The organism is uncultured Tessaracoccus sp., from assembly GCF_947286155.1.
GTDB lineage: Bacteria > Actinomycetota > Actinomycetes > Propionibacteriales > Propionibacteriaceae > Arachnia.
The window spans coordinates 45,134-70,751 of record NZ_CAMYPD010000001.1; the positions used below are offsets into that span (position 1 = coordinate 45,134).

26 protein-coding genes are annotated in these 25,618 nt (G+C 62.9%); 14 read left to right on the plus strand and 12 right to left on the minus strand.

The window, feature by feature from the left end; genetic code table 11:
• Window positions 1-95 precede the first annotated feature (95 nt).
• The 7 genes from mnhG to Q0X68_RS00265 all read right to left on the minus strand — a co-directional run bounded on the left by mnhG (window position 96) and on the right by Q0X68_RS00265 (window position 7,174).
• On the minus strand, window positions 96-446 hold the full coding sequence (gene mnhG / locus Q0X68_RS00235; protein WP_108870953.1) for a monovalent cation/H(+) antiporter subunit G: 351 nt from the start codon (window positions 444-446) through the stop codon (window positions 96-98).
• Window positions 443-751 (minus strand): monovalent cation/H+ antiporter complex subunit F, encoded by a 309-nt coding sequence (locus tag Q0X68_RS00240; RefSeq protein ID WP_297745811.1) that lies wholly within the window; start codon window positions 749-751, stop codon window positions 443-445. The genes mnhG and Q0X68_RS00240 overlap by 4 nt, the downstream gene beginning before the upstream one ends.
• Window positions 748-1,470 carry a Na+/H+ antiporter subunit E gene (locus Q0X68_RS00245; RefSeq protein ID WP_297745815.1) on the minus strand — a complete coding sequence of 241 codons (723 nt, stop codon included), beginning with the start codon at window positions 1,468-1,470 and terminating at the stop codon, window positions 748-750. The genes Q0X68_RS00240 and Q0X68_RS00245 overlap by 4 nt, the downstream gene beginning before the upstream one ends.
• Window positions 1,467-2,996, minus strand: coding sequence for a Na+/H+ antiporter subunit D (locus tag Q0X68_RS00250; RefSeq protein WP_297745818.1), 1,530 nt, complete (start codon window positions 2,994-2,996; stop codon window positions 1,467-1,469). Before Q0X68_RS00250 ends, Q0X68_RS00245 begins: the two co-directional genes overlap by 4 nt.
• Entirely contained in the window at window positions 2,993-3,421 is a 429-nt protein-coding gene (locus tag Q0X68_RS00255; protein WP_297745821.1) for a Na(+)/H(+) antiporter subunit C, read from the minus strand. Before Q0X68_RS00255 ends, Q0X68_RS00250 begins: the two co-directional genes overlap by 4 nt.
• Window positions 3,418-6,351, minus strand: a complete 2,934-nt coding sequence (locus tag Q0X68_RS00260; RefSeq protein ID WP_297745824.1) for a Na+/H+ antiporter subunit A — start codon at window positions 6,349-6,351, stop codon at window positions 3,418-3,420. The genes Q0X68_RS00255 and Q0X68_RS00260 overlap by 4 nt, the downstream gene beginning before the upstream one ends.
• A gap of 241 nt (window positions 6,352-6,592) precedes the next feature.
• On the minus strand, window positions 6,593-7,174 hold the full coding sequence (locus Q0X68_RS00265; protein WP_297745827.1) for a class I SAM-dependent methyltransferase: 582 nt from the start codon (window positions 7,172-7,174) through the stop codon (window positions 6,593-6,595).
• Between the two features lie 63 nt (window positions 7,175-7,237).
• Here Q0X68_RS00265 and Q0X68_RS00270 point away from each other — a divergent pair, with 63 nt between their 5' ends.
• From Q0X68_RS00270 to Q0X68_RS00290, 5 genes are all read left to right on the plus strand, one after another.
• Window positions 7,238-8,020 (plus strand): deoxyribonuclease IV, encoded by a 783-nt coding sequence (locus tag Q0X68_RS00270; RefSeq protein ID WP_297745830.1) that lies wholly within the window; start codon window positions 7,238-7,240, stop codon window positions 8,018-8,020.
• Window positions 8,007-8,819 (plus strand): HAD family hydrolase, encoded by an 813-nt coding sequence (locus Q0X68_RS00275; protein WP_297745832.1) that lies wholly within the window; start codon window positions 8,007-8,009, stop codon window positions 8,817-8,819. Before Q0X68_RS00270 ends, Q0X68_RS00275 begins: the two co-directional genes overlap by 14 nt.
• Window positions 8,820-8,898: 79 nt before the next feature.
• Window positions 8,899-10,734, plus strand: a complete 1,836-nt coding sequence (locus Q0X68_RS00280) for a long-chain fatty acid--CoA ligase (RefSeq protein WP_297745835.1) — start codon at window positions 8,899-8,901, stop codon at window positions 10,732-10,734.
• Complete coding sequence (locus tag Q0X68_RS00285; RefSeq protein ID WP_297745838.1) at window positions 10,694-11,065, plus strand: hypothetical protein; 372 nt, start codon at window positions 10,694-10,696, stop codon at window positions 11,063-11,065. Before Q0X68_RS00280 ends, Q0X68_RS00285 begins: the two co-directional genes overlap by 41 nt.
• A gap of 30 nt (window positions 11,066-11,095) precedes the next feature.
• Window positions 11,096-11,476: a rhodanese-like domain-containing protein gene (locus Q0X68_RS00290; protein ID WP_297745841.1), complete on the plus strand. Its 381-nt coding sequence runs from the start codon at window positions 11,096-11,098 to the stop codon at window positions 11,474-11,476.
• A gap of 58 nt (window positions 11,477-11,534) precedes the next feature.
• Here Q0X68_RS00290 and Q0X68_RS00295 read toward each other — a convergent pair whose 3' ends face one another.
• From Q0X68_RS00295 to Q0X68_RS00305, 3 genes are all read right to left on the minus strand, one after another.
• Window positions 11,535-11,855 (minus strand): type II toxin-antitoxin system RelE/ParE family toxin, encoded by a 321-nt coding sequence (locus tag Q0X68_RS00295; protein WP_297745844.1) that lies wholly within the window; start codon window positions 11,853-11,855, stop codon window positions 11,535-11,537.
• Window positions 11,852-12,085: an addiction module protein gene (locus tag Q0X68_RS00300; RefSeq protein WP_297745848.1), complete on the minus strand. Its 234-nt coding sequence runs from the start codon at window positions 12,083-12,085 to the stop codon at window positions 11,852-11,854. The genes Q0X68_RS00295 and Q0X68_RS00300 overlap by 4 nt, the downstream gene beginning before the upstream one ends.
• 135 nt (window positions 12,086-12,220) lie before the next feature.
• Window positions 12,221-13,483 (minus strand): GNAT family N-acetyltransferase, encoded by a 1,263-nt coding sequence (locus Q0X68_RS00305; protein WP_297745851.1) that lies wholly within the window; start codon window positions 13,481-13,483, stop codon window positions 12,221-12,223.
• Window positions 13,484-13,624: 141 nt separating this feature from the next.
• On the opposite strand from Q0X68_RS00305, the gene rpsF reads away from it, so the two are divergent.
• From rpsF to rplI, 4 genes are all read left to right on the plus strand, one after another.
• The gene (gene rpsF / locus Q0X68_RS00310; RefSeq protein WP_108870967.1) at window positions 13,625-13,912 is read left to right on the plus strand and encodes a 30S ribosomal protein S6; all 288 of its coding nucleotides are present in this window, start codon (window positions 13,625-13,627) and stop codon (window positions 13,910-13,912) included.
• Window positions 13,913-14,004: 92 nt separating this feature from the next.
• Window positions 14,005-14,517, plus strand: coding sequence for a single-stranded DNA-binding protein (locus Q0X68_RS00315; RefSeq protein ID WP_297745855.1), 513 nt, complete (start codon window positions 14,005-14,007; stop codon window positions 14,515-14,517).
• A 180-nt stretch (window positions 14,518-14,697) separates the two neighbouring features.
• Complete coding sequence (gene rpsR, locus Q0X68_RS00320) at window positions 14,698-14,937, plus strand: 30S ribosomal protein S18 (protein WP_108870969.1); 240 nt, start codon at window positions 14,698-14,700, stop codon at window positions 14,935-14,937.
• 14 nt (window positions 14,938-14,951) lie between these two features.
• On the plus strand, window positions 14,952-15,398 hold the full coding sequence (gene rplI, locus Q0X68_RS00325; RefSeq protein WP_108870970.1) for a 50S ribosomal protein L9: 447 nt from the start codon (window positions 14,952-14,954) through the stop codon (window positions 15,396-15,398).
• 70 nt (window positions 15,399-15,468) lie between these two features.
• Here rplI and Q0X68_RS00330 read toward each other — a convergent pair whose 3' ends face one another.
• A complete protein-coding gene (locus Q0X68_RS00330; RefSeq protein WP_297745859.1) occupies window positions 15,469-19,389 on the minus strand; it encodes a phosphodiester glycosidase family protein in 3,921 nt (1,306 codons plus the stop codon).
• A 277-nt stretch (window positions 19,390-19,666) separates the two neighbouring features.
• On the opposite strand from Q0X68_RS00330, the gene Q0X68_RS00335 reads away from it, so the two are divergent.
• Window positions 19,667-20,503, plus strand: coding sequence for an alpha/beta hydrolase (locus Q0X68_RS00335; protein ID WP_297745862.1), 837 nt, complete (start codon window positions 19,667-19,669; stop codon window positions 20,501-20,503).
• A gap of 2 nt (window positions 20,504-20,505) precedes the next feature.
• Here Q0X68_RS00335 and Q0X68_RS00340 read toward each other — a convergent pair whose 3' ends face one another.
• The gene (locus Q0X68_RS00340) at window positions 20,506-21,450 is read right to left on the minus strand and encodes a DUF808 domain-containing protein (protein WP_297745865.1); all 945 of its coding nucleotides are present in this window, start codon (window positions 21,448-21,450) and stop codon (window positions 20,506-20,508) included.
• Between the two features lie 123 nt (window positions 21,451-21,573).
• Between Q0X68_RS00340 and Q0X68_RS00345 the strand changes: the two genes are divergently transcribed.
• The 4 genes from Q0X68_RS00345 (at window position 21,574) to Q0X68_RS00360 (ending at window position 25,442) form a co-directional block, all read left to right on the plus strand.
• The gene (locus Q0X68_RS00345; RefSeq protein ID WP_297745868.1) at window positions 21,574-21,942 is read left to right on the plus strand and encodes a hypothetical protein; all 369 of its coding nucleotides are present in this window, start codon (window positions 21,574-21,576) and stop codon (window positions 21,940-21,942) included.
• Window positions 21,943-22,326: 384 nt separating this feature from the next.
• The gene (locus Q0X68_RS00350; protein WP_297745870.1) at window positions 22,327-23,658 is read left to right on the plus strand and encodes a sugar ABC transporter substrate-binding protein; all 1,332 of its coding nucleotides are present in this window, start codon (window positions 22,327-22,329) and stop codon (window positions 23,656-23,658) included.
• Between the two features lie 9 nt (window positions 23,659-23,667).
• Window positions 23,668-24,597 (plus strand): carbohydrate ABC transporter permease, encoded by a 930-nt coding sequence (locus tag Q0X68_RS00355; RefSeq protein WP_297745872.1) that lies wholly within the window; start codon window positions 23,668-23,670, stop codon window positions 24,595-24,597.
• Window positions 24,594-25,442, plus strand: coding sequence for a carbohydrate ABC transporter permease (locus Q0X68_RS00360; RefSeq protein WP_297745875.1), 849 nt, complete (start codon window positions 24,594-24,596; stop codon window positions 25,440-25,442). The genes Q0X68_RS00355 and Q0X68_RS00360 overlap by 4 nt, the downstream gene beginning before the upstream one ends.
• Window positions 25,443-25,618: the final 176 nt, after the last annotated feature.

Genomic DNA, 25,618 nt, shown 5'->3' on the forward strand with positions numbered 1-25,618 from the left:
CGTGTATCCAGCGAAGTTCAAGATAGATCAAGTTGGTGGTGGGTAGACGAGCCACGAACTTGATCTATCTCACAAGGCGGCTGCGAGTGCGACGGTTACTTGGGCTGATTGACGTCCGCGAGGTCGTCGGCGAGGTCGTCGGTGATGAGGTTGCGACGGGGGATCAGCCCGGAGCGATACGCGCTGCGGGCCACCATGCTGGCCGACACCGGCGCGGTGAGCAGCTGGAACCCGATGGCGAGCACCGCGACGAACAACGCCCACCAGGTGCGTACCCCGAGCGCGACGCCGAGACAGATGCAGGTCATGCCCAGCACCTGCGGCTTCGTGATGGCGTGCAGCTTGGTGAGCACGTCGGGGAACCGGATCAGCGCCACGGCGGCGGCGAAGCACAGGAACGCGCCGAGCAGCACGAAGATGGCTGCGAGGAGATCGAGCACGATCATTTCTGGGCCTCCTTCTTGTCATCTGAGCGACGGTGCACGACGCGCTCGCCCACCATGCGCGCGACGGAGACGGCGCCGGTGAATCCGAGCATCGACAGCAGCAGGATCATGGCGATCTCGGTGTCTTGCCGCTTCGCGACGGCCCACACACCCACCGCGGCGATCACCACGGCGACGAGGAGGTCGGAGCTGATGGAGCGGTCGAGCTGGCTGGGGCCGGTGGCGAGGCGTTCGACGGCGATCAGCGCCGAGAGCGTGAGCAGCACGACGGCCGCGCCCAACACGATGGTGATGACGATGTTCATCGACGTCTGCCTCCCTCCGTGTCGGCGGCGGCGTCGGCCTCGCCAGAGCCAAGCCCGACGGCGACCTCATCGGTGGCGATGGATTCCTCGTCGCCCGAATCCTGTTCGACGGCGTCAGCTTCTTCGGCGTCCCAGTCGGTGGCGGGGGCCACCGTCGGAGTAGCCACCGCGTCCTCGAAGGCGGCGATCTCTTCCTTGGAACCGATGGCGCGCACCAGCCGGCGCTCCACGCCGATCACCATCTCGTAAATGTCGTCTTCGGTCTGCTCGTGCATGCCGACGCAGTGCAGATACAGGCGCCTAGGGTGTCGCACGACTTCCACGACGACGGTGCCCGGCACCAGCGAAATCAGTGAGGCGACGCCGGTTTGGTGGAGGTCATCGTCGGTGTGGAGATCGACGCTGAGCAGCGACGAGTGGAGGTTGACGTCGCGCTCGAAGATGTAGCGGATCAAGCGGATGGACGACACGGTGAGGTCGGCGAAGAGGTGGGTGACTAGGTGGATCAGCCCCAGGGGGTGCAGCCGGCCCTGCCAGTAGATGGGCGGGAGCGGGAAGATCATGCCGATAACCCAGCCCAGCAGCGCGCCAGAGATGAGGATGAACGGGCTGAAGCTCGCCCACAGGAATGCCCAGAACAGGGCACTGATCACCATCACCGCAGGCCGGAACCGGAACCTGCTGACGTGGTAGCGCTGGCGGAACTTCGACGGCTTCATCGCACCCCCTCCGGTAACACGGTGGACACGTACGCCTGGTTACGGATGGAGTCGGCGGCCCGCTCCGCGTAGCCGTACAGCGGGCCCGCCAGGAACGTCAGTGCCAGGGAGAACGCGACGAGCACCCCCGTCGCGAACACCATCATCGGGGGCATGTAGCGGGGATCGTCGTCGTGGTCGGCGGCTTCTTCGTCGACGACGGGTCGCTCGGGCGTGACACCCCAGAACGCGCGGTTCCACACCTTGGCCATGCACATCAAGGTGAGCAGCGACGTGACGACGCCGCCGATCATCGTCACCCACACGAGCGTGCCGCCGTATTCGGCGCCCGCTTGTAGGAGCCCCACCTTCCCGATGAAGCCCGAGAGCGGAGGAATGCCGCCCAGGTTCATGGCGGGCACGAAGAACAGCATCGCCAACACTGGCGAGACTTTGAGTAGGCCGCCCAACCCGTCGAGCGACGATGTGCCTCCCCGCCGCTCGATGAGGCCAGTCACGAGGAACAGCGCGGCCTGGATGGTGATGTGGTGGGCGGTGTAGAAGATGGTGGCCGCGAGCCCGGTGTGGCTTGCCAGCGAGATACCGAACACCATGTAGCCCAGGTGGGAGACGAGCGTGAACGACAGCATTCGCTTGATCTCCACCTGCGCCAACGCACCCAGGATGCCCAGCACCATCGTGAGCAGGGCCGCCACCATGAGCAGGTTGCTGAGTGGCGAGTTGGGGAACAGGAGGGTCTGCGTGCGGATGATGGCGTAGATGCCCACCTTGGTGAGCAAGCCGGCGAAGACGGCGGTGACGGGGGCGGGCGCCGTCGGGTAGGAGTCGGGCAGCCAGCTGAACAGCGGGAACACCGCCGCCTTGATGGAGAACGTCACCAGGAGCATGCTCTGCAGCAGGAGCTGCACGGGCTCGCTGAGTTGGCCGAGCCGGATGGACAGCTGTGCCATGTTCACCGTGCCGGTGGCGGCGTACACCGCGGCTAGGGAGGTGAGGAACAGCGTCGAGCTGAGCAGCGACACCACGACGTAGGTGGTGCCGGCGCGGATGCGCTCCTTCGTGCCGCCGAGCGTGAGCAGCACGTAGGAGGAGAACAGGAAGATCTCGAAACCGACGAAGAGGTTGAACAGGTCGCCGGCCAGGAATGCGTTCGAGATGCCCGCCATGAGCAGCAGGAACGTCGGGTGGAAGATCGACACGGGTGTCTCCCGCTTGATCTCGTCCTGGTCTTGCCCCGTCGAGAACAGCAACACCGACAGCGCGACGACGCTCGCGACGAGCAGCATGAGCGCGCTCAGTCGGTCGACGACCAGCGAGATACCGAGCGGCACCGGCCAGTCGCCGATCCACAGCGCGAGGGCGCCGTACCGGTCGGTGAGCACGATGAAGACGGCGGCGATGACCGCGACGCCCGTGAGCGAGCCAATCGAGATGATGCGCTGCACGATGGAACGCCTAGGGAACAGCAGGGTGATGGCCGCGCTGAAGAACGTGAGCAGTACGGGTACGGGGATGAGGTTCGTCATTCGCTCACCACATCCTCACCGGTGTCGGAGAAGTGTGTTTCCTCGTAGGAATCAGACTGTTCATCGGCCTCGGCGAGTTCGCGAATGCGGCGGTCTTCGACGTCGTCGGCCACCTCGTCGTGCCCGCTCAGCTGGAAGCTGCGGTAGGCGAGCGCGAGTAAGAACGCGGTGACGGCCATGGTGATGACGATGGCGGTGAGCACCATGGCCTGGGGGAGTGGATCGGCGGTGGTGTTCTCGTCGAAGAGCCCCGAGATGGGCGGAGTGCCCGGGCTGCCGGAGGCGACGAGGAACAGCAGGTTCACGCCGTTGCTGGCCAGAATCACACCGAGCAGGATGCGGGTCAGCGAGCGCTCCAGCATCAGGTACACACCGCAGGCGACGAGGATGCCGGCGGTGATGGCGAGGACGAGGTTTGCGCTCATCGGTACCTACTTCCCGGCAGCGCCTTCGTCGAATCTGCGAGTGGGGTGGGGGCGCGGTCTTGTAGCTGGTGGGTGTCGATGCCCGAACCTAGGCTGCGCGCCAGGTCGAGCAGGGTGCCCACGACGACGAGGTACACGCCGATGTCGAACACCGTCGACGTTACGAGGTGCAGCTCGCCCATGAAGAAGTACTCCTGGCCGAAGAGCGTGATGGTGTCGGGGCCCGGCAGGTTGAGGTACACGTCGTAGCTTTGGAAGATTGCGCCACCGAAGAAGACGGGTGCGATGGCGGTGCCGATCGCCAGGAGCAGGCCGGTGCCCAGGAGGCGGCCTGCGTCGAAGGGGACCGCGTCGTCGAGCTCGTGGCGGCCGGCGGACAGGTAGCGCATCATGAGCGCCATGCCCGCGACGAGGCCGCCCGCGAAACCGCCGCCGGGCTCGTTGTGACCGGCGATGAGCAGGTAGACGCTCATCAGCACCAGCAGCCAGAACAGGAACCGCGTGACCACCTCGAAGATCAGCGAACGGGCGAACGGCGACATCGTCTGACCGGCGCGCAGCCAGACCGCGGGCGACGTGTCCGCTTCGATCTTGCGTTCGTCGGATGCCAGCGACAACGTCGGCTTGACCTCGCCCGCGCGGGTTTGGAGGAAGATCAGCGACGCCACACCCGTCGCGGCGATGACGAGCACGGAGATCTCGCCGAAGGTGTCCCAGGCGCGGGTGTCGACGAGGGCGACGTTCACGATGTTGTGCCCGAAACCGATCTCGTAGGCGGCCGTGTACCAGGCTTTCGAGACGGGAGCATTGAGGCGCGCGCCGGCCGCAACGAGCGCGATCAGCGTGACTGTCGTCCCCACCGCCGCGGCGAGCAGCACCCGCCACCATCGCGACGAGCTGAGCGGGCGGTTGGTGAAATAGCGAGGAAGTTTGCGCACGACGAGCACGAACACCACCAGCGACACCGTCTCGACGAGCAGCTGGGTGAGGGCTAGGTCGGGTGCGCCCCACATCACGAACAGCAATGCCAGGCCGTACCCCGTCGCGCCGGTGAGCATGATGCCACGCACGCGCCCGCGGGATTTCGCGGCGCCAAACGCGGCTGCGACGATCACGCAGCACACCGCGAGCTGGGAGAGGGAATCGCCCCAGCGCACGTGCGGCCAGAAGCGGATGTCCATGAGCGCCACGACGCTCAGCACCACGAAGGTGACGAGGATGGTGCCCAGGTAGACCGGCAGCGAACCGCGCTGGATGCGGGCGGTCGTCTCCACCGCGAGGCGGTCGAGAAGACGCATCGAGGCGTGGTACATGTCTTCCATCGACGTCGACTTCGGGAACGTGGCCTGAATGCGCGCGATGTCGGAGCGGAATAGGAACAGCGCCACGCCGGAGATCAACGCGATCGCCGACATGATCAGCGGGGCGGTCACACCGTGCCATAAGGCGAAGCCATGCGGCTGTTCGCCCAGCTTGACCGTATCTGCGTGCATTGTCAGCGCCGTCGTGAGCGGGGCGCCGAGGAAACCGCCCGCCAGCGACGCCGCCGCGAGCAGGCCGGGAATGGCGGTCATCGTCACCGCGGGGGAGTGCCACTGGAGCTCAGGCGCGCCGTCCTTCGACGCGAACGCGCCCCACCACCAGCGCAGCGAGTACGCGACGGTGAGGGCCGAACCAAAGACGAGCGCGGTGGCCAGGAACATGCCTGCGAGCGGAGTGATGGCGTACTGGTCGCCGCGCACGAGGTACACGATGGACTCGAACGCCGACTCCTTGGTGACGAAGCCGATGAGTGGCGGCATGCCAGCCATGGAGAGGGCAGCGAGGCCACCCACCGTCGCGAGGATGGGAGCGCGACGTCCTACGCCGCTCAGCTGGGTGAGGTCGCGGGTGCCCGAGCTGTGGTCGATGATGCCGACCGTCATGAACAGCGTCGACTTGAACAGCGAGTGCGCCACCACCATGCCGAGCCCCGCCAGCATGCCGGCGCGCGTGCCCATGCCCACCAGCAGCACCATGAAGCCCAGCTGGGAGACGGTGCCGTAGGCGAGCAGCAGCTTGAGGTCGGTTTGCCGAAGCGCTCGCCAGCCGCCGACGACCATCGTCGCCGCACCGAGCACCAACACCGTCGGGCGCCAATATGGGACGTCGGAGAACGCCGGCGCGAGCACCGCGACGAGGTACACGCCGGCCTTCACCATGGCGGCGGCATGGAGGTATGCGGAGATGGGGGTGGGTGCAGCCATCGCGCCCGGCAACCAGAAGTGGAAAGGGATCAGCGCCGATTTGGTGAGCGCCCCGACGAGCATCATGAGCGCGCCAGCGCCGGCGAGGGGAGTGAGCGGAGGGTTGTCGACGATGGCGCTCAGCGAGTAGGTGCCCGCTTGGTGTCCGAGCGCGACGATGCCGAGCAGCATGGTGAGGCCACCCGCGGTGGTGACCACCATGGCGGTGTACGCGGCGCCGCGGTTTGCTCGTCGGGTGGGGTCGTGGCCGATGAGGAGATAAGAAAAGATGGTGGTGAGTTCCCAGAAGATGAACAACACCACGAGGTTATCGGCCGTGACAAGGCCAATCATCGCCCCAGCGAAGGCCAGGAGGACGCCGCCGGAGAGGTTCGGCATCCTGTCATCGAAGTACCAGCGGCAATAGAGCAGCACGAGCACGCCGATGACGGAGACGATCAGCCCCAGCAGCCACTGAACGAGCCCGATGCGGAAGTGGAGCTGGACGTCCAGGCTGGGTATCCATTGGTACGACTCGGTGAGTGCGCCGCCGGCGAGCGCCGTCGGGGCGTGGGCAATGAGGTAGGCCGCGGTGGCGAGTGGGGGAAGCGCGAGGATGAAGAACGTGCGGGTACGGAGAATTCGGGATAGGGCAGGCGTCGCCATCGCCAGGATCGCGTGAGCGGTGAGCAGGGCGATCAGCACACGATTCCTCTCTCCCGTCGCGCCGAGGACGTTGCCAGCCTAGCGGTCGGATAGCGGGCGTTCAATGAAGTTTCATCCCTTGGATCAGGTAGGCGGGTGCTGCTGGTGGTCGTTGATGCCGTCGACTGCCGGGCTGGGTTCGCCGAGTGAAACTGCAAAACTCGCCAACAGTTGAGGTGCTCACGCGTGATTGCCACGGGAGACGATCGACTGTTGGCGAGTTTTGCAGTTTTCATTGACGCTACGTCTGCTGCCAGGTGGCGAGGTAACGGAAGGTGCCGACGCGCTCCCATGTTGAGCCCTCGAGGTACTCGCTGAAGAGCTGACGGGTCTCGTCCCAGCTCAGTTGGGGCTCCGCCTCCGGCACGTCGGGGTGCCAGAGTTCCTTGCCGCGCTGCCGCCATTTCGCCTTCGCGGCGTCTGTTGCGGCGGCGGCAAAGTCGGCCGCCGACTTGTCCGCGGCCAGCCCCACCACGACGATGCGCCCGCCCGGCCGCAATACGCGGCGCATCTCACTGAGCACCAGGCCCTGCTCGCGGTTGTGGTGCAGTGCCGCCACCGCAACCGCCGCGTCGAAGGAGTCGTAGCCGTAGGGGAGGTTATTGGCGTCGGCGAGTTCGAAGTGCGCGCCGGGCACATCGTCGGGAAGTGTTCCGGGGCTACGGTCGATACCCACTACCTGGTGGCCCTGCTCCGCGAGGTAGCGGGCGAGGGTGCCGTCGCCGCAGCCCACGTCGAGCACCACCTTGCAGTCTGAGATCAGCTCGGCCACCTGCGGGTACAGCTCGGAGTTGTGGTTCCACTGCGACGCGAAAGGATGCATGGCCTGATCCTAGATGCCCGCCGGCGCCAGCCCCGACGAGCGACGTCGCCCTAGACTGGCGGCATGTCGTTCCCCGTCGGTGCCCATGTCAATTCCCCGAACCCGCTCGACGAAGCCCGCGAGCTGGGCGTCGAGGTGGTCCAGCTCGTGCTAGGCGACCCGCAGAGCTGGAAGAAACCCACCTTCCACCAGCCCGGCCTGAAGGAAGAAGCCGCGGCCGCTGGCGTGCAGCTGTTCGTGCACTCGCCGTTCATCATCAACGTCGCATCCACCAACAACCGCATCCGCGTGCCCAGCCGCCGGGTACTGCAGCAGCATGTCGACGCGGCGGCGGAGATCGGCGCGCAGGGGGTCGTAGTGCACGGCGGGCACGTGACCGCCGACGACGACCCCGCCGTCGGCGTGGAGAATTGGCGCAAGTGCGTCGACGGGTTGGAGCTGCCGGTGCCGATCCTCATCGAGAACACCGCAGGGGGCAAGCACGCGATGACACGCTACCTGGAGTCGCTCGCCGCCTTGTGGGACGGGCTCCGCGACAGCGAGAACTTCGCGCAAGTCGGGTTCTGCTTCGACACCTGCCACGCATTCGCGGCGGGCCTCGACACGTCCAGCGTCGTCGACGATATCCGCGCCATCACCGGGCGCATCGACCTGGTGCACCTCAACGACTCTGAGCGCCCTGCCGGCTCGGGCGCCGACCGCCACGCCAACCTGGGCGAGGGGCTGATTCCGGCCGACGAACTCGTCGCCATGGTGCGGGCCGCTGAGGCGCCGGCCGTGCTGGAAACCCCCGGCGGTGTGGCGGAGCACGCCCGCGATCTGGAGTGGATCCATGCCCGCCTGTGAGCGCCCAGCCTTGGTGGCCACCGACCTCGATGGCACGCTGCTGCGCGACGATAAGTCGGTGAGCCAGTACACCCGCGACGTGCTGCGTCGGGTGGCTGACAAGGGCATTCGCATTGTCCCCGTCACGGCGCGGCAGCGCTACGGCCTCATCCCGATCGCGGAGGCGGCCGGGCTCAGCGGCCTCGGCATCTGCGCAAACGGGGCGGCGGTGGTGGACATCGCCACCGGCGACGCGCAGCTCATTCGCCCCATCCCCGCCGACGAGGTGGCCCGCCTGGTGAGCGCCATCAAGCGGGCGGACCCTCGGGTGCTGTTCGCGACGATCGGGCCGGAGGGTGAGTGGTTCCGTGCGGAGGCCGAATACATCGAGGGCTCGCAGTTTTCCGACCACAACCTGGCGCCGTCGGAGATGACGATCGTCAGTCAGGAACACCTGGCGGCGGAGTGCTCCAAGGTGGTGCTGCGTTGCCCGGGCGAGCCCGCGACGGTGACCCTCGAGCGTCTGCGTGCCGAGATGGGCGATTGCATGGCGACGACGTCGGGGGCGCCGATGGTGGAGGTGATGGCGCCGGGGGTGTCGAAGTCGAGCACGCTCGAGGTGCTGTGCGCGAGGCTGGGAGTGGCGCGCGAGGAGGTGTGGGCGTTCGGTGATGCCGCCAACGACGTCGACATGTTGCGCTGGGCGGGCACGGCCTTCGCGGTGGAGCACGCCTGCGACGAGGTGCGCGCGGTGGCTGCGCACGTCGTCGGGTCGAATGAGCACGACGGGGTGGCCCGCCAGCTGGCGACGTTGCTGTAGTGACCGGAAATCGCCCCGGACTTGGAGGAACCCAGTAGCGTTACGGTTGCGTAGGTTTCGGTACCGGAGGAGGAACAGGGTGACCCAAGACAGCCCCCACATCCTGAAGCAGCACGGCAAGGCCGGCTCTACCCGGCACGTTATTGCGCGCTTCCGCGAGGTGGCCGACGAGCTGCCGCAGCGCATCGCCACGCGCATTCGCCGCGATGATCAGTGGGACGACCAGACCTATGCCCAGCTGCTCGACAAGGTGAACCGGGTCGGCCAGGGGCTGCTCGACGCCGGCGTCGAGGTGGGTGACCGCGTCGGGCTGTTCGCGCCGAACTGTCCGGAGTGGACGGAGGTCGACTTCGGCATCAACACCATCCGCGGTGTCACCGTGCCGCTGTACTCCACGTCGACGCCCGAGCAGATCGCGCACATCGTCTCGGATTCGCAGATGCGCATCATCATCGTCGGTGGCGAGAGTGAAGCCCGGCGTGTGATCGCGGCCCGGGAGATCGCCTCGATGCCGCCCATCGTGACGCTCACCGACTACGCATCGCGCCCCGATGATGTGCAGCTCTACTCCGACCTCCTCAGGGCACCGACGGCCACCCTCGAGGAACGCTTTGCGTCGGCCGAGCCGGCCGACTTGTCCGCGCTGGTGTACACGTCGGGGACGACGGGCTCCCCCAAGGGCGTCATGCTGTCGCACTTCGCCTTGTGTGCAGAAAATGATGCGCTGGAGGAATTCTTCGAGATTGGATCGGGCGAGTCGTCGCTGTGTTTCCTCCCGCTCAGCCACGCGCTGGAACGCGCATGGACGTGTGTGGTGCTGATGCACGGCTGCATGAACGTCTACGTGGCGAATCCGCGCGAGATTGCGCAGCAGATGGTGCTCGCGAAGACCACGATGATGGTGTCAGTGCCCAAGTTGTACGAGCAGGTGTTCGCCACCGCGCACCAGAAGGTGCAGTCGTCGCCGGTGAAGCGGGCGATCTTCAGCTGGGCGCTGCGGGTGGGCCGCCACAACCAGTACGCGTTCCGTGCCGGACGCAAGCCTGGCGCGTGGCTGCGGTTGCAGCGGGCGCTGGCCGACAAGCTCGTGTACCGCTCGGTGCGGGATGCGCTGGGTGGGCCGAAGTCGGTGCTTGCGTGCGGAGGGGCGCCGTTGCGTCCGGAGATCGAGGAGTTTTTCTCGACGATCGGGCTGCCGTTGCGCGTTGGTTACGGGCTCACTGAGGCCGCGCCGCTGGCTTCGTTCAACTCGCCTACCGACTTCAAGATCGGCACCGTCGGTAAGGTGATGCCGGGCGGCGAGATGCGCGTCGGGGAGCTCGGCGAGCTGCTGTACCGCGGGCCGAACCTCATGGACGGCTACTGGAATCAGCCCGAGGCGACGGCGGAGGCCATCGACGAGGACGGCTGGCTGCATACCGGCGACGTCGGGTACATCGACAACCAGGGGTTCATCACGATCACCGATCGGTTGAAGGACATCATCGTCACGCTTGGCGGCAAGAACGTCGCGCCGCAGCCTATCGAGGGGCTCATTTTGGCCGATCCGCTGTTCGAACACGCGGTGCTGATTGGCGACACTCGCCCGTTTGTGACGCTGCTGGTGAAGCCGTCGCTGGCGGGTGTCGAGGAGCTTGGAAAGAGGCTCCAATGGCCGGGCGAGGTGAAGGATTGGCTGCAGAGCAGCGAGCTGCTCGCGGAGCTGCGTCGACGGGTGAGCGAGCTCACCGCGATGCTGCCTTCCCAAGACCAGCCGAAGGACACCGAGGTGCTCCAAGACGAGTTCACGATGGATAACGGCCTCCTCACGCCGACGCTGAAGGTGCGCCGTCGGGAAGTGGAGAAGCGGTTCAAGGAGCGCATCGACTCCATGTATGAGCGCTTGGAAGCGCTGCGGCGTGGCCAAAGCAAGTAGCCCGCCCGCGCGGGTGTGGTGGTCGACGTGGCTGGCCGTGGTGTGCTGGGCGCTGCTGGTGCTCGTCGCGGTCGTGCCTGCCGTGCTGGGGTTTGCCGTAACGGCGTTCTACACCGTCGATACCGTCTCGGGCACCGATTTGTCGGTGGAACAGGGGCAGCCGCCTGCTTGGCTGCGGGTGCTGTGCGCGGTGGGGCTCGTCGGGGCGCTCGCGCTGCCGGTGTTTGTCGCGCGGTGGGCGCGCAAGCAGTGGCTCGGATGGTTTCTCGTCGGCTGGATGATCACCGGCGTGGTGCTGATCATCGGGCTGGCAATGTTCGGCATCGTCTAACGCGCGGGTCCGGTATGGAAAGATGACCGTATGGGTTTGTTGGACTTCCTGAGCAAGCGCTCCTCATCAGGGCTCACGATCGAGGAGACGCTCATCGCGCTCTCGAAGGGTGCGGTGCTCATCGACGTGCGTACCCCGCACGAGTACGAGGCCGGGCACGCGCCCGGTGCGCGGCCGGTAGACCCCAAGGAGCTCAAGGAGAACCCACTCGACGCGATTCACGGCGACGACCCCCTGGCCGAGCGCGACGCCGCCATCGTCGTGATTTGTGACAATGGGCTGCGCTCATCGATGGTCGCCGCGCAGCTTCGCCAGGCCGGGCTGCTGGCCGAATCCGTCGCCGGCGGGCTGATCGCCTGGGGCAAAGACGGCAACCCCATCCTGCCCGGGAAATATCGACGGCGACGGTAACCGCCGAAGCCTCAAGATAGATCAAGTTCGTGGTGCGTCTACCCGCCACGAACTTGATCTATGTTGCAGCGTGGCGTTGGAGCCAGTAGCCAGGCTTTCGACGTTGGTGTGCATAGGCGAGAATCAGAATGGAATCGCTGTCAACGGTGTAGATGATCCGATAAGGAAAGCGCCGAATACGTTTGCTGCGAATCAACGTCCCGTCGGCGGTGGTGGTGAATAGCGGACCGGCATGTGGCCACGCCGCGAGTTCGAGCCGCGCAGACTGGGCACATTCCATAAACGCTAGACCGATACCGGGCTCCTGGTCCTCGTACCAGCGCACAGCATCGTCGAATTCAGCTACTGCGGCTGGATGTTCTCGCTGCGGCAGGTTCATTGGCGCAACGATGCGCGTAGGCGAGCGTAATGCTCGTCGGCGTCTTCCAGCTCTACTTCGCCACGACGAATATCGTCCAGGCGGCGGGAAGCCTCATGTTGCCAGGCGGCATCGGAAGCGGTGCCAGCTTCGCCGTCGAGGCTTTCAAAGAGGGCATTCGCTACCACCGCGCGCTGATCAGCGTCGAGAGTGAGGGCATCGCGTAGTAGAGTCTCGGCGGTGGTCGTCATGTGTTGGAGTGTACCTGCCGGGTGGACGAGGCGCTGAGAGTGTGGGTTGCCGGCGACGGTAACCGTCGAAGCCTCAAGATAGATCAAGTTCGTGGTGCGTCTACCCGCCACGAACTTGATCTATCTTTGTCCCGATCAGAACGGGGTGATGCACCAGGGTTCGCGACGACGGCGCAGCAGCATGCCGAACACGTCGATGGCTTGCTGGTTGCCCTTGACCCATCCGACGGTGGTGAGCGCGTGGATGTTCACGCCGCCCAGCAGCGTCGAGCCGAGGGCGGCGACGTTGATGTCCAGCTCGGGTTCGTCGTCAGTGGGGACGCAGGTGGCCTTGCCCTTTTCGACGGTGAGGCGCCACACGCCGTCGGCGATGCCCATCTTGTCGATGACGCGGAAGCACACCTCACCCTCGGTGTAGTAGTTGCGGGCGGTGAGCACCGCGGCCGGGTCAAGCACACGCAGCCACAGCAGGTCGTCGTGTTCCTTGACGATGTAGCGGCGGCGGTCGGTGAGCGCCCAGGGGAGGTGTTCGTCGTTGCGGGCGCGGTTGAAGCGCACGCGACGGACGAGGTCGAGTGAGCCGAGGAAGGCCCACATGGCGACGCTGGCGTCTGTGTTCGTCGGAACGAAGTCGATGACGTTGATGGCGTCGTCGCGGTCGGCAGACTTCCAGGTGGCGTAGCCGTCGAGGTTGCCCTGCTCATCCCAGTGTCCGACGGCGCGGATCTTGTCGTCGTGCTTGCGGGTGGATTTCTCGACGGAGCCGTTCAGCACCTCCATCACGGGTGCGCAGCGGCCGATCGAGCCGGTTTGGGTGGCGTGGAACTTGTCGAAGACGACGCGGGATGCTTCGGCGAGCTGCTGCACGTCGAGGTATTCGCAGGTGCCGGTGATGGGGGCGTGGATGTCGAAGCCGCTGCCGACGCGGAGTTCGATCTGGTCTTTGAAGATGGCGGCGCCGAAGCCGAAGCGGCCGTAGATGGTGGCCTCGGTGGCGGTGAGCGCTGCGACGGCCAGGCCGCGTTCCTTGGCTGCGGTCAGCGAGGCGGTCATGAGGTTGCGGGCGATGCCCTGGCGACGATGTGAGGCCCGGACGGTGACGTCGCTGATCTGGTGGCAGTCGATCACCGAGCCGCCGACGTTGAGGGAGCCGTTCCATTCCATGAAGGTGGCGACGGGGATGTCGGTGCCCAGCGCGTACTCGCGCGGCTCCAGATCCCACACGCCGCGCATGACGGTGCCGTGTTCGGCTTCGATGGAAAGTTGGTGTTCGAGGAATTCCTCGGTGGGGTGGGGGTCGTGGAACCCTTGCTGCACGGCGGTGAGCCATGCGCGGTACCACGGGTTCTCAGAAAGCTTCGCGCTCGTAACTTCGTGTGTTCTGTACTCGTGCTTCACCCACTTGAGGCTAGCAAATGGGGTGTTTGGCCGAAGGCCTTCGCAGAAGGTAATGTTGCTCTTCGGTTCGATTTTTCGAGCCATGCCCTCCTGCCACGGGACAGACTCGTGGCCGTTAGTCCGAAGGAGGTGGGGCAAAGCATGCGCAAGTACGAAGTTATGGTCCTCATCGACTCCGACGTCGACGAGCGTCAGGTGCCTGCTCTCATCGAGAAGCACCTCGAAACCGTCACGAAGGAAGGCGGCACCGTCGACAACACCGATATCTGGGGCCGTCGCACCCTCGCCTACGACATCAACAAGAAGTCTGAGGCTATCTACGTGGTGCTCCAGCTCACCTGTGAGCCCGCCACGGTGTCCGAACTCGATCGCCTCCTGGCAATCGACGAGAAGATCGTGCGCACCAAGGTTCTCCGTCTCGAGGACTGAAGTTTTCCACAGATTCAATACAACATGGGCGTGACTGTCAGTCCGCGCCCATAGTGTGGGTACTAGAACACGTCTAACTCGGAGGCATCTCAATGGCAGGCGAAACCCAGATCACGATCATTGGCAATCTCACGAGCGCACCAGAACTGCGCTTCACCGCGAACGGTTCGGCGGTCGCGAACTTCCGCGTGGCCAGCACGCCGCGCACATTCGACCCGCAGTCGAACCAATTTCGCGACGGCGATCCGCTGTTCCTGAACTGCTCCGTGTGGCGTCAGCACGCCGAGAACGTGGCCGAATCGCTCGACAAGGGCATGCGCGTCATCGTTCACGGCAAGTTGAAGTCGCGCAGCTACCAAGATCGCGAGGGCCAACAGCGCACGGTCTTTGAAATCGATGTCGACGAGGTTGGGCCCGCCCTTCGCTACGCAACCGCACAGGTCACCAAGACGACCGGTGGCGGCGGTGGCGGCCAGTGGCAGGGTGGCCAGAACTCCGGGGGCGACGGTGGTGATTCCTGGTCGAGCTCCAACAACTCGAGCCAGAACCGCGGCGCCAACGACCCGTGGGGCCCGGCGTCGCAGTCCGACGAACCGCCGTTCTGATCCCGCACCCGCCGCGTCTCGATACCGGCGCAATCGATGGTCGAGTGACGTTGTTCCCGACGGTCGAGTAGCGGCGAAGCAGCGTATCGAGACCATCCACCAACACAACAACAAACCACAAGGCACATTCCGTCGAGAGACGGGCTTGCTCGGGAAACCCGAGAGAAAAGGAGCACCATAATGGCCGGTCCACAGCGCAAGTCTGTGAACAAGAAGAAGATCATGCCGGTGAAGACCACCCGCGTGGCCAACATCGACTACAAAGACATCAACACGCTCAAGCGGTTCATTTCTGAGCGTGGCAAGATCCGCGCCCGCCGCGTCACTGGCCTGTCGGTTCAGGACCAGCGCAAGGTTGCCATCGCCGTCAAGAACGCTCGTGAGGTAGCGCTGCTGCCCTACGCGTCCACGGCCCGCTGATCGGAGGAAGACTCATGAAGCTCATTCTCACCAGCACCATTGACAAGCTCGGCGTTGCCGGCGACATCGTTGAGGTTCGCGACGGCTACGGCCGCAACTACCTCATCCCTCAGGGCAAGGCCATCCTGTGGAGCAAGGGCGCCGAAACCCAGATCGAGGGCATCAAGCGCGCACGTGACGCTCGCGAGATCCGCGGAGTGGAGCACGCTCAGGAGATCCGCTCGCAGCTCGAGGAGCTCACCATCAAGGTGGCTGCTCGCGCGTCGGAGGAAGGCAGCCTCTTCGGTTCGGTGACGTCGAACGATTTCGCCGTCGCCGTGAAGAAGGCCGGCGGCCCGACTATCGACAAGCGTGCCGTCTCGTTCCCGAAGCACGTGAAGACCCTCGGCCAGCATGCCGCTGAACTCAAGCTGCATCCCGCCGTCGTCGCACACGTCAACTTCGAGGTGGTCAGCGCCTGATCTAGGCAGCCTCAACAGTTGGGCCCCGCACTTCTTGATCGGAGTGCGGGGCCCAACTGTTATTCAGCCACTACCGAGTGCGGGTGAGCGTGACTACATTCGAGTACACCGTTCCCACGCCGTCAATGCTGGCGCCGACGCGCCAACGGTACGTGCCTGGAGTGGCCCAACCGTAGGTGAGCGGTACCGCGTAGAAGCCGTGGGCGTCGGCGGTGCGCACCTGCGAGCGCGACCACTTGTTACCGATACGCACCTCGGTCCACACCTTCGCGTTGGCTCCGGCGTTGACGGTGCCCCACACATTGGAGACGAGCCCGATGCGTTTCGTTCCGGCGGTCTTCGCGGTAACACCGACACGGCGCTGCGTCCGTTCGGGCGTCACCTCGACGGAACCGTCGCTGTGCTTCACAACGACGCGCCAGCGCAAGGTTCCGGCTGAGTTCCTGCCGTAGGTGAGCGGAATCTTCCAGAACCCAGCCTGAGAGGTGATGCTCTGCGACGTCGACCACCCCTTGCCAGGAATGTACACCTGGGTGGAGATACGGGCGTTGTCAGCAACGTTGCCCCAGGCATACGAGGCGCGGCCCACCGCAGTGATGTGAGCGGCGGAGAACGAGGTGGCGGCGCGCTGCCGCTTGAACGTGTGCGACGTCGTCACACCGTTGACGGTCAGCGTCAGCGTCACCTCCTCGCCGGCAGCGTCGAGAAACGTGAGCATGCGCGTCTCAGGGTTGAACGCTGCCACAGCAGTGCTGGGTGCCTTGGTGGCGTTTGTGCCGACGTAGATGTCCTTGCCGCCCCACTTGGCGGACACAGGCCAGCGCACCGGAGTGTCGATGCCCTCCTGCTGGAAGCCTGCGTCCACTTCGACGACCTCGCCGCGCTTCACTTCGGCGGGGGCCTTGATAGCGAGCGTCCCTTCGTCGACCCACGGACGTGTCTCGACTTCCATCCAGTCGGTCACCTTGGGGCCACCACCCGGGTTGATGCCGAGCATCGTCCAGCCCCGGAAACCACCCCAGTCGACGCTGGATGTGGCCGCCTTGCCGGAGTTGCCGTTCGTGACGTGCAGCACGTTGTCTTGCTGGCGGGCGTGGAACGCGCCGACGCCCGCACCGATCAGCGCAACCTGCTTGCCCGAGGTCCGGTTGAAGCGAGACAGCCAGTCCTCAACCATTGCGGCCTCCTTTGGGTCGCGCAGGCCGGAGCCACCGTCGGGCAGGAAATCACGCGTCGGGTGGTGGAACATCACCACGACGCCGGTGATGTTCTTGTCCTTCGCAGCACGGTCGAGTTCGTTGCGGAACATTTTGATCTGATCGAAATTGTGGCCGATGCCGTACGGCGACGAGTCAAGCGTGATGATGCGCGTGCTGCCGATAGTGCGCAGGGTCTGGGCGTCGCCGAAGTACTTCTGGAAGTTCTCAATCGACTTTCCCATCACCTCGTGGTTACCTGGCACGTACACCCACGGGATACCCGACGGTTTCACTTCCTCGTCGAGGATCTTCTTCGCGAGCTCGAAGTCCTCGTCGTTCGCCTCGTCGGTAAAGTCGCCGACGATGTAGATGGCGTCTGGCTTGGCAGCCACCATCTCACGCAAAGAGCGACGAGCACCCGCCACCATTGCGCTGTTGGGCTCGCGGCCGACGAACTGGGCGTCCGACATCACGGCGATGCGGGTGGGGTTGTCGTCGGTGGAACCGGATTCGACGATTGCTGCGCGATCACGCGGCTTCACGAACTCGGGAGCTTCACCCTTCGGCGCAACCACCAACTCGACAGAGTCGATGAGCACGGTGGTCTTGTACTTCTGGTCAGCGGCCGTCTCATAGAAGGCGAAGTTGCTCCAGAAGAACGGCCCCTTGTAGCCCTGCGGAAGTTTGATGATGGCCTGCTGCCACTCGTCGGTGTTGTTGACGCGAGGCGCGTACGTCACGGGGACTTCGAGGGGCTCGTTGTCGACGGTGGCGTACATCATCGGCGCGACTTTGCCGTCGGCTTTCAGCCAGACGCGCAGCTCCACAGCAGTGCCGTCGATGAAGCGCCGGGCGTTTGTGTCCTTATTCGGCTTGAGGTTCGCCGTGCGGGTGGCGGTGGACTGGGAGAAATCGACGGTGAATGCGACGGCGTCGCTACCGTCTCGGCCTTCACCGGGGCGCTTCTCGATGGCTTGCGTCGAGCGGGCACCATTCACGGTGAAGTCCGAGATATCTTCGGAGAAGTCCGTCACCAGAACCGTTTCACGGCCGACAAGGTAGCTCATCTGCGCAGACGCGTTGAGTACCTTGAGCGTCGCCAGGCCGGAAGCCTTCTCCATCTGACTGCTCACGACGAAGGTGGCCTTCTCCGAACGATCCCACGTGAGCTTGTCCCCGCCGGTGACCTTGATGTCGGAAGGATCGATGGGCGACGTGAAGCCCTGCGGGTCGTGGCCCACCACGTTCACCGGCTTGGACTCGTCGGGGCCAGAAATCTGCGTCACGTTCGGGGAAACGGTGATCCGCTGCAGGTTCCCCAGCACATGGATGGGGGTGCGCGCGGCAACCTTGCCGGAGGTGGCGATCACCTCGGCCTTGCCCGGTGCGACGGCGGTCACCACACCCTTGCTGTCGACGGTCAGCACGTCCTTGTTGGAGCTCGACCAGGTGATGTCAGCCTCGACGGGGCGTCCGCCGCGGTCGTGCCCCTTACCAATCAGGCGGCGGGTGGTCTTGGGGAAGATGCGGTTCGCGTTCTTGTCGACGCCCTGGAAGTCGACGTTGATGCCGGACAGCACACCGTCGGAGCCGCGGCTGACCACGCCGAGGCCGTTCCCGTCGTTGCGTTCGTGGCCGTCGGAAGGAGTGTTTTCGACGGAGGTGCCCTCGTCGCCTGGGTCACGAACGACCATCGTGGTGGAGCCGCCGCCGTCGAGGTTCATGGCCTCAGTGGCGCCGAGCTCACGCATGAGGCGTCCGAGCTCTTCCAGGTCCATGCCGCGGCTGTTGTCCGAGCGGCCGTCGACGGTGACGAGGTACATGGTCTTGCCGCCGTTACCGAAGCCGATGGCGGTACGCGGGTGCAGGCCCTTCACGAAGGCGTCTTTGTTGTCACCGGCGTCGAGCGGCTTGCCGTCCTTGACGAGCGTGGACCAGTTGCCGCCGATCGCGACGGCGATGTTGTCGACGTTGTCGGTGATGCCGACGGAGACTTCAACCTTGTCGCCGACCTTCAACGTCGAAAGCTTCGCGACGCCGTCGTTGCCGCGACCGAGGAGGATCTTGTCGCCCTCGGGGATGTCGATCTTTTCGGGGGAGATGGCCTCGTCGACGGAGAACACCTTGCCGTCGCGGATGCGGACGATTTTCGCGTTCTTATCCGCGTCGATGGGGCGCTGCAGCGTGAAGCTGCCCCACCGGTGGTCGTACACGGCGACGCGGTCGGGGCGCACCTTGGTCATGTTGAGGCCGGCGATCTGGATAGTGTCGCCCCCGTTCACCGTCGCCTCGCCCTGCAGCAGCAGCTGCGTGATGGCGCCGAGACCGTCGGTGGATACGGTTGCCACGTCGCGGTGATCTTCGTTGGGCGACTTGATGACGGTGCCGAGCTCAACGCCGGCGCCGAGCACCGCGCCCGTGTTGTTGATGTCGAAGAAGTCACCGTTGACGGCGGCATCGACGTCGGAGGACTCGGCCATCTCGGTCAGCGTCTGCACGCCGGCGACCTTGCCGGAGTCGAGGTACTTCACGTCCGTCTTCGCGAGATTGACTTCGAGGACGTTGATGACGTTGCGTCCGCGCGAGTCCATGCGTTCGTAGGTGGACTGCACGATGCCTTCCGCCACCTCGCGAGTGTTGGAGGACAGGATGATGGCGCGGCCACCGTCGGTGGGGCCAGAAAGATCTGCCCGCGCTGGCGAGCTCAGTGGGATGAGGAGGGCTGTGGAGAGGATCAGCGCGACGAGGAGTTTCGTCCGCTGCTTCGCTGCTCGAGCGAGGTCTGTGAACACGGGGGATTCCCTTCTTCAACGATTGTCCGGAAGGAAGGGTAGGGAGCGAGTTTGACGCACAGCGGGCACTTGAGGTGACGTCTGGTTGAACGTTCGGAAACGTCCGCATGTACGGGCATGTTGCTCCGGGCGTCTGGGTTGGAGAGCACAATTGCGACCGAGGTGCCCGGGAACGCGTGAATTCAGGCGTTATTCGTGAGGTATTCACGCCACGGCGTGCTTGAAGTAATGGCCCATTCCTGACCACCGCCGGCCTAGGCGCAGCTAGTCTCTGGATATGCAGAACTACACCGTCTCCATGAACCCCGAGCGCGACGTCACGCTGGAGGTGTGCGCATTCTCCGTGGGTGACCCGGACGGGCCCGCGGCGATGATGGAACAGGCGCGCCCTGCCATCATCATCTGCCCGGGTGGAGGCTACGAGTTCCTCTCCGACCGGGAAGCCGACCCCGTCGCCATCGCCTTCCAGCGCTTCGGGTTCCAGTGCTTCGTGCTGCGCTACTCCATCCGCGAGCATGCGCAATATCCGCAACCCCTCGTCGACGCGGCCCGCGCCGTGCGGTGGGTGCGCGGCCACGCTGTCGAGCTGGGCGTCGACCCGAACCGGGTGGCCGTGTTGGGGTTTTCCGCCGGCGGGCATGTCACGGCGATGCTCGGCACCATGCACGCCCGCGAAGATGTGCTCGAGGCGGAGCGCGACGAGTACGCGCGGCTGGCTGCGGAGGGCGTCGAAGCGAACGAGGGGTTGCTGGAACATTCGTCGCGCCCGGACGCCATCGTGCCGTGTTACGCGGTGATGGCGGCGGACTGGATGGATATGCCGTTCCCGAAGGAAACCATCATGGCCACCGATTGCATCCAGGCAGCCGGGCCTCACGTGCCGCCGGCGTTCGTGTGGACAACGGGCGAGGACGATCTCGTGCCCGCGACACAGTCGCTCCGGTTCGTCAATGCGCTCTCCGAGCACGGGGTGCCGTTCGAGTACCACCACTACGCTCACGGCCCGCATGGGCTCTCGCTTGCGGATTCGCTCACGAGCTTCTACGACGAGGTGCCTGAGAATGCGTACACGTGGGTGAAGCTCTGCGCTCGCTGGCTGCGCGCCACGATGTGATGTCAGTGCTCGTCGGTGCGCTTGGTGAGTGACCCGACGAGGTGCACGACGCCGACGACGATCGCACCGACAGCTACCCCGAGGAGCATCGAGAAGAAGGTTTCGACGATCCATCCGAGCGCGCCGCCTACCCCAGGCACCGCGCCTGCCACGAGCTCGGAGAGGTGATGGACGAAGCCGTACGGTGGGTGGAAGCCGAGTTCGTCCAGGCCGACGAGGAGAATGTGCCCGCCTACCCACACCATGGCGAACGTGCCCACCACCGACAAGATGCGCAGAATCACGGGCATGGCCTGCACGAGACGCTCCCCGAGACGCTGCGTCGCTGGGCGGCTCTTTTTCGTGAGGGCGAGGCCGACGTCGTCGAGCTTCACGATGACGGCAACCACCCCGTAGACGAGGAGCGTGATGAAAATGGCCACGACGACGAGCGTCGCCGCCCGTAGCCACAGGGTTTCGGTGGCCACCTCCTTGAGTGCGATCACCATGATCTCGGCGGAGAGGATGAAGTCGGTGCGGATGGCGCTGCTGACGATGGCCTTCTCTTCTTCCGGGCCTCGTTCGACCGCGACCTGTTCAGGTTCCGCTTGGTGGCCGCTGGCCCACTCCCACAATTTTTCCGCGCCCTCGAACGCCAGGTAGGTGCCGCCGCACATCAGCAGCGGTGTGAGTAACCAGGGAATGAATTGGCTGAGCAACAGGGCGAGGACGATGATGATCGCCTTGTTGACCAGTGATCCCTTGGCGATCTTCCAGATGACAGGCAACTCGCGCTGCGGTGTGAAGCCCTGGATGTATTTCGGCGTGACCGCAGCATCGTCGACGACCACCGCCGCCGCCTTGGCCCCCGCGCGGCCCGCCGCTGCACCGATGTCGTCTACAGATGCGGCCGCGAGTTTCGCCATGGTTGCGATGTCGTCGAGAAGTGCTGCCAGTCCACCGGCCATGGGTACCACCTTGCGTTCAGTCGTCGGATTACAGGGTAGGGCTTCGGTGAGTCGACGGTGAAACCGCGCGGTTCAGCTGGACTGACCGCCGCGTACACTGTTGCGATCAGAGAGGAGACACGCATGAGTCAGCAACCCTACGACTTCGGGCAGTCGAGCCCTGATCGCTCGGAGACAGCGCCTGAGTCTCCCCAGTACGGGTACGAATCGCGACGTTCGTACTCCGACTTTGCGGCCATTCAACCTGGAACCAAGGGGCACAAGAAGCGGGCGAGCTTCCGCCGTGTTGTTGGCATGGTGTTGCGTGTTGTAGGCGGCTGCCTCTTCGCGCTGCCTTTTCTCCACATGTTCGGGGTGCTTGAGCTCCTCGGCTTGGGGCCGGAGAGAATGACGCCCGAACACATGGACAGGACCTTCTCGTTCATGACGGCTGGGTTCATCGGCTTCGCACTCATGACCCTCAGCGTGTTTATCCAGGGGAAAGAGAAGTAGGGGCTCTCGCATGAGGTGGATGACTTGAGAATGGAGTGCGGGGTTTCTCGGCAGCGGGACTGATAGATGCTGGCCATCCGTATGGTGGCAACGCTATGCGGAGACGCTGCCACCCACGGACGTTGATCAGTTGAAGGGCGGGCAGACTATCTTCAGCTGAGCATGCATTGGGACGAGAAGCACAACCGTGAGAGCCTTTGCCCATGTCAGGTGGCTATTCCGGGTGGGTATAGAGAAGGTGTTGCGGAAGGGGTGGTGACTTCAGATGGCTTAGGCGAGACATCACGAACGCCGACTTCGCGTTCAGTGTGGATTCAGACTTGCGCTTAGACGCGTCACTTGCGTACGATCACTGTAATCGATTACGGCACGAAGGAGTGCAACATGAAGAAACAACTCAACATGAGCATGTCACGGCGTTCTCTACTCGGGGCTGCGTCGGCTCTCCCGGTCGCAGCGGCTCTGACTGGGTGTGGGGGAGATTCCTCTACCACAGCAGCAAGCAATGCCAGTGGAGGCAAAGCCACTGGCGAAGTCAACTTTGTTTACATGGGTGACGCGTCTCAGCAGAAGCAGTGGCAAGCACTCTTTGATGAGTTCGGGAAGACAAACCCTTCAATCAAGCTCAAGGCACAGGGGCTATCGACCAACAACTGGGCAGACTTCTTCAACCAGGTATCCTCGCGCCTGGCCGGTGGGCAGCCTACAGACATGATTCAAGTTGCCACAGAGGGACAACGAATGTTCGCATCTAAGGGACTCCTCAGCCCTCTCGATGACTTCATAGCTAAAGACAAAGACATCATCGATGAGTACTACAGCGACATGGATCCCAATCTCATCGAGTGGAATTCGAAGTATGGGTCTCCTGATGGTAAGACCTACTACCTGCCGGGCGAGTTCAATACGATGTGCATGTGGTGTAACACGACTCTGTTTGAGAAAGCAGGAGTTGAGCTACCAGGAAAAGAGGATACATTCACATGGGACGACTTCTATAGTGCCGCTAAGGCAATTAAAGAAAACACTGGCGCCTTCGCGTATAGAGCACATGGCGAGTACTTCATCGCAATTATGCCATGGCTCCTGACCAATGGCACAAGCAGCTTTAATGATGATTGGTCTGCCCCAACCATCAATTCCCCTGAAGCTATTGAGGCCATGGAATTCCAACGCAAACTGGTGGTGGATGGGCTCTCGCCACAGCCCGGAGGTACTTTCGATGAAGCATCTATGTTCGCACAAGATAAGCTAGCGACGATTGGCCGAGGCCGGTGGGGTGTCGTTGATTTGAAGCCTCTCGACGCCATCGAGAAGACTCATATCATCGGGTGGCCTACGAAGAAGCAACAAGGATCACCTGTCGGGTGGAATGGGTACCCAATCCTCAAAGAGTCAAAGAACAAAGAAGCGGCATGGGAATTTCAGAAGTTCTTGATCTCGAAGGAGGGATCGAGCTTCTTCGCCCAGCAAGGAGGGACCATCGTCCCTGCGCGCCGTTCTGTGGCGGACAGTGAAGCGTTCACGAAGGGCGCTCCCGAAGGGACACCGCTTCTCTACGATGCCCTAAGTTATGCCACACCAATCCCATCCCCAGATAAGGGTGCCCAGATCCAAAAGGCGATAGAGAATGGATGGATCCAGATTCTCTCTGGTATTAAGGATCCAGAGAAGGGCCTTAATGAGCTTCAAGAAGAACTCACTAAACTGGTGTAACGGAGACTCATGAGTCAGGTACTCGTTCGGAAAGGCCCCTCTGTCTCGGGAATTAGGAAAAGGAAATCTCGAGACGGAGAGGGTCTTACCGGCTGGTTATTCGTCAGTCCAGCCGTAATCCTATTTTTTGTATTCATCCTCGCTCCATTTATAGCGGCGTTAGCCTTAAGTTTTTTCCAGTGGGATTTGCTGACTCCCGCGGAGTTCGCGGGTCTCTCGAACTTCCAACTCTTCCTGACGGATCCAGCCGCTCACCAGGCGCTATCTAACACATTCATTTTCGCGTTTGCCTCGGTGGTTACACACATCGGCATGGGGATGCTGCTAGCACTTGCCGTGAATCGTAAGATGAGTAAAGTGGTGCAGTATATTGTTCGAAGCTCGGTGTTCTTCCCATTTTTGATATCATGGGCGGCAGTATCGCTACTGTGGAAATATGTCCTGGACCCTAACTTTGGGATACTTAATTACTACCTGGACAAGATCGGCATTCAAGCTCCTTTATGGTTGATTGACGAGAACTGGGCCCTGCCGGCCATCATTGGAATCGACTGGTGGCACACCATCGGATACACATTTGTTATTCTCTTAGCTGGGCTTCAAACAGTTCCACAGACCTTGTACGAGGCAGCAAAAGTCGACGGAGCGAATGTGTGGAGAAGGTTCTGGAATGTGACCGTGCCTGGCATGGCGCCCACGCTAGTGTTTGCAACCATTATTACATTCATTGGTGCATTCCAGATTTTCGAGCCAATGCGAATTATTACGCAAGGCGGACCTGCCGGATCTACACGTAGTATCGTGTTGTATCTTTATGAACAGGCTTTCGAACAGTTCCAGATTGGTTATGCGTCAACGATTGCGATGGTGGTCTTCTTCATCATTATGGCTGTGACGCTCTTGCAGCTACGTCTGACTCGAAAGTGGGTTGAAGCATGATCAGCAAAAAAGGAACCTCCGCTGCAAAGCGTCTCCCGGGGTGGATCCTAGATGCGTTCTTGATCGTTTTGAGTCTGCTGATGATTGCCCCTATCGTCTGGCTCATTGCGACATCACTTTCAGATAGGTCGCAGGCATTTGCTCTTCCCCCAAAGTGGATTCCTGTACCCATTACGTTCGATAACTTCATCGAGATCGAATCACTTATCCCCTTTGGGAGAATGGCTCTCAATAGTCTTCTTGTGGCGACTCTTGCAACATTAGGAGCGCTAACTACCAGCATCCTTGCGGCATACGCTTTTTCTCGACTTCGATTTGCTGGGAAGGGCCCTGTCTTCTCTATTCTATTGTCTGCGCTCATGGTGCCCGTTCAGTTGACTGTTATTCCACTCTTTTTACTTATGCGATACTTGGGTATGGTTGACCATCTCGCGTCAGTATGGCTCCCAGCATGCGTGAATGTTTTTGGCATCTTTTTTCTGCGACAATACTTCACGTCAATACCTAGGGAACTAGATGAAGCAGCCAAAATTGATGGCGCTGGTCACCTACGAATAGTTTTCAGTGTGATTGTTCCTCTCGCTACCCCGGCGCTGTCAGCCTTATCTATCTTCCTCTTTGAGGCGAGTTGGAATAACTATTTTTGGCCGTCGGTGTTTCTTCAGAGCCCAGAAAAAATGACCTTGCCCGTGGGGCTGGTGCAGCTCCAATCATCTCAAGGGGGTGGGCCAGCGGTCGTGGTGTTTGCCGCAATAACTGCTGTTGTTGTTCCAATTCTTATTCTATTCCTAATATTTCAGAGAACGTTTGTTGCGAGCATTGCCAGTACGGGTCTTAAATCATGATTGAAGCCAACCTGTACTCCATACGTCACGCCATGGTGCAGGATCTTCATCTGATTTTATTATCAAGTATTTGTGCTGCGGCATCTATATTCACCAGCGCGATACTGGCGCCTACGGTTCCCGCTGTGATCGTTCCTTTCGTAACGAGCCTACTCACGATTCCGCCATTTGCTGCC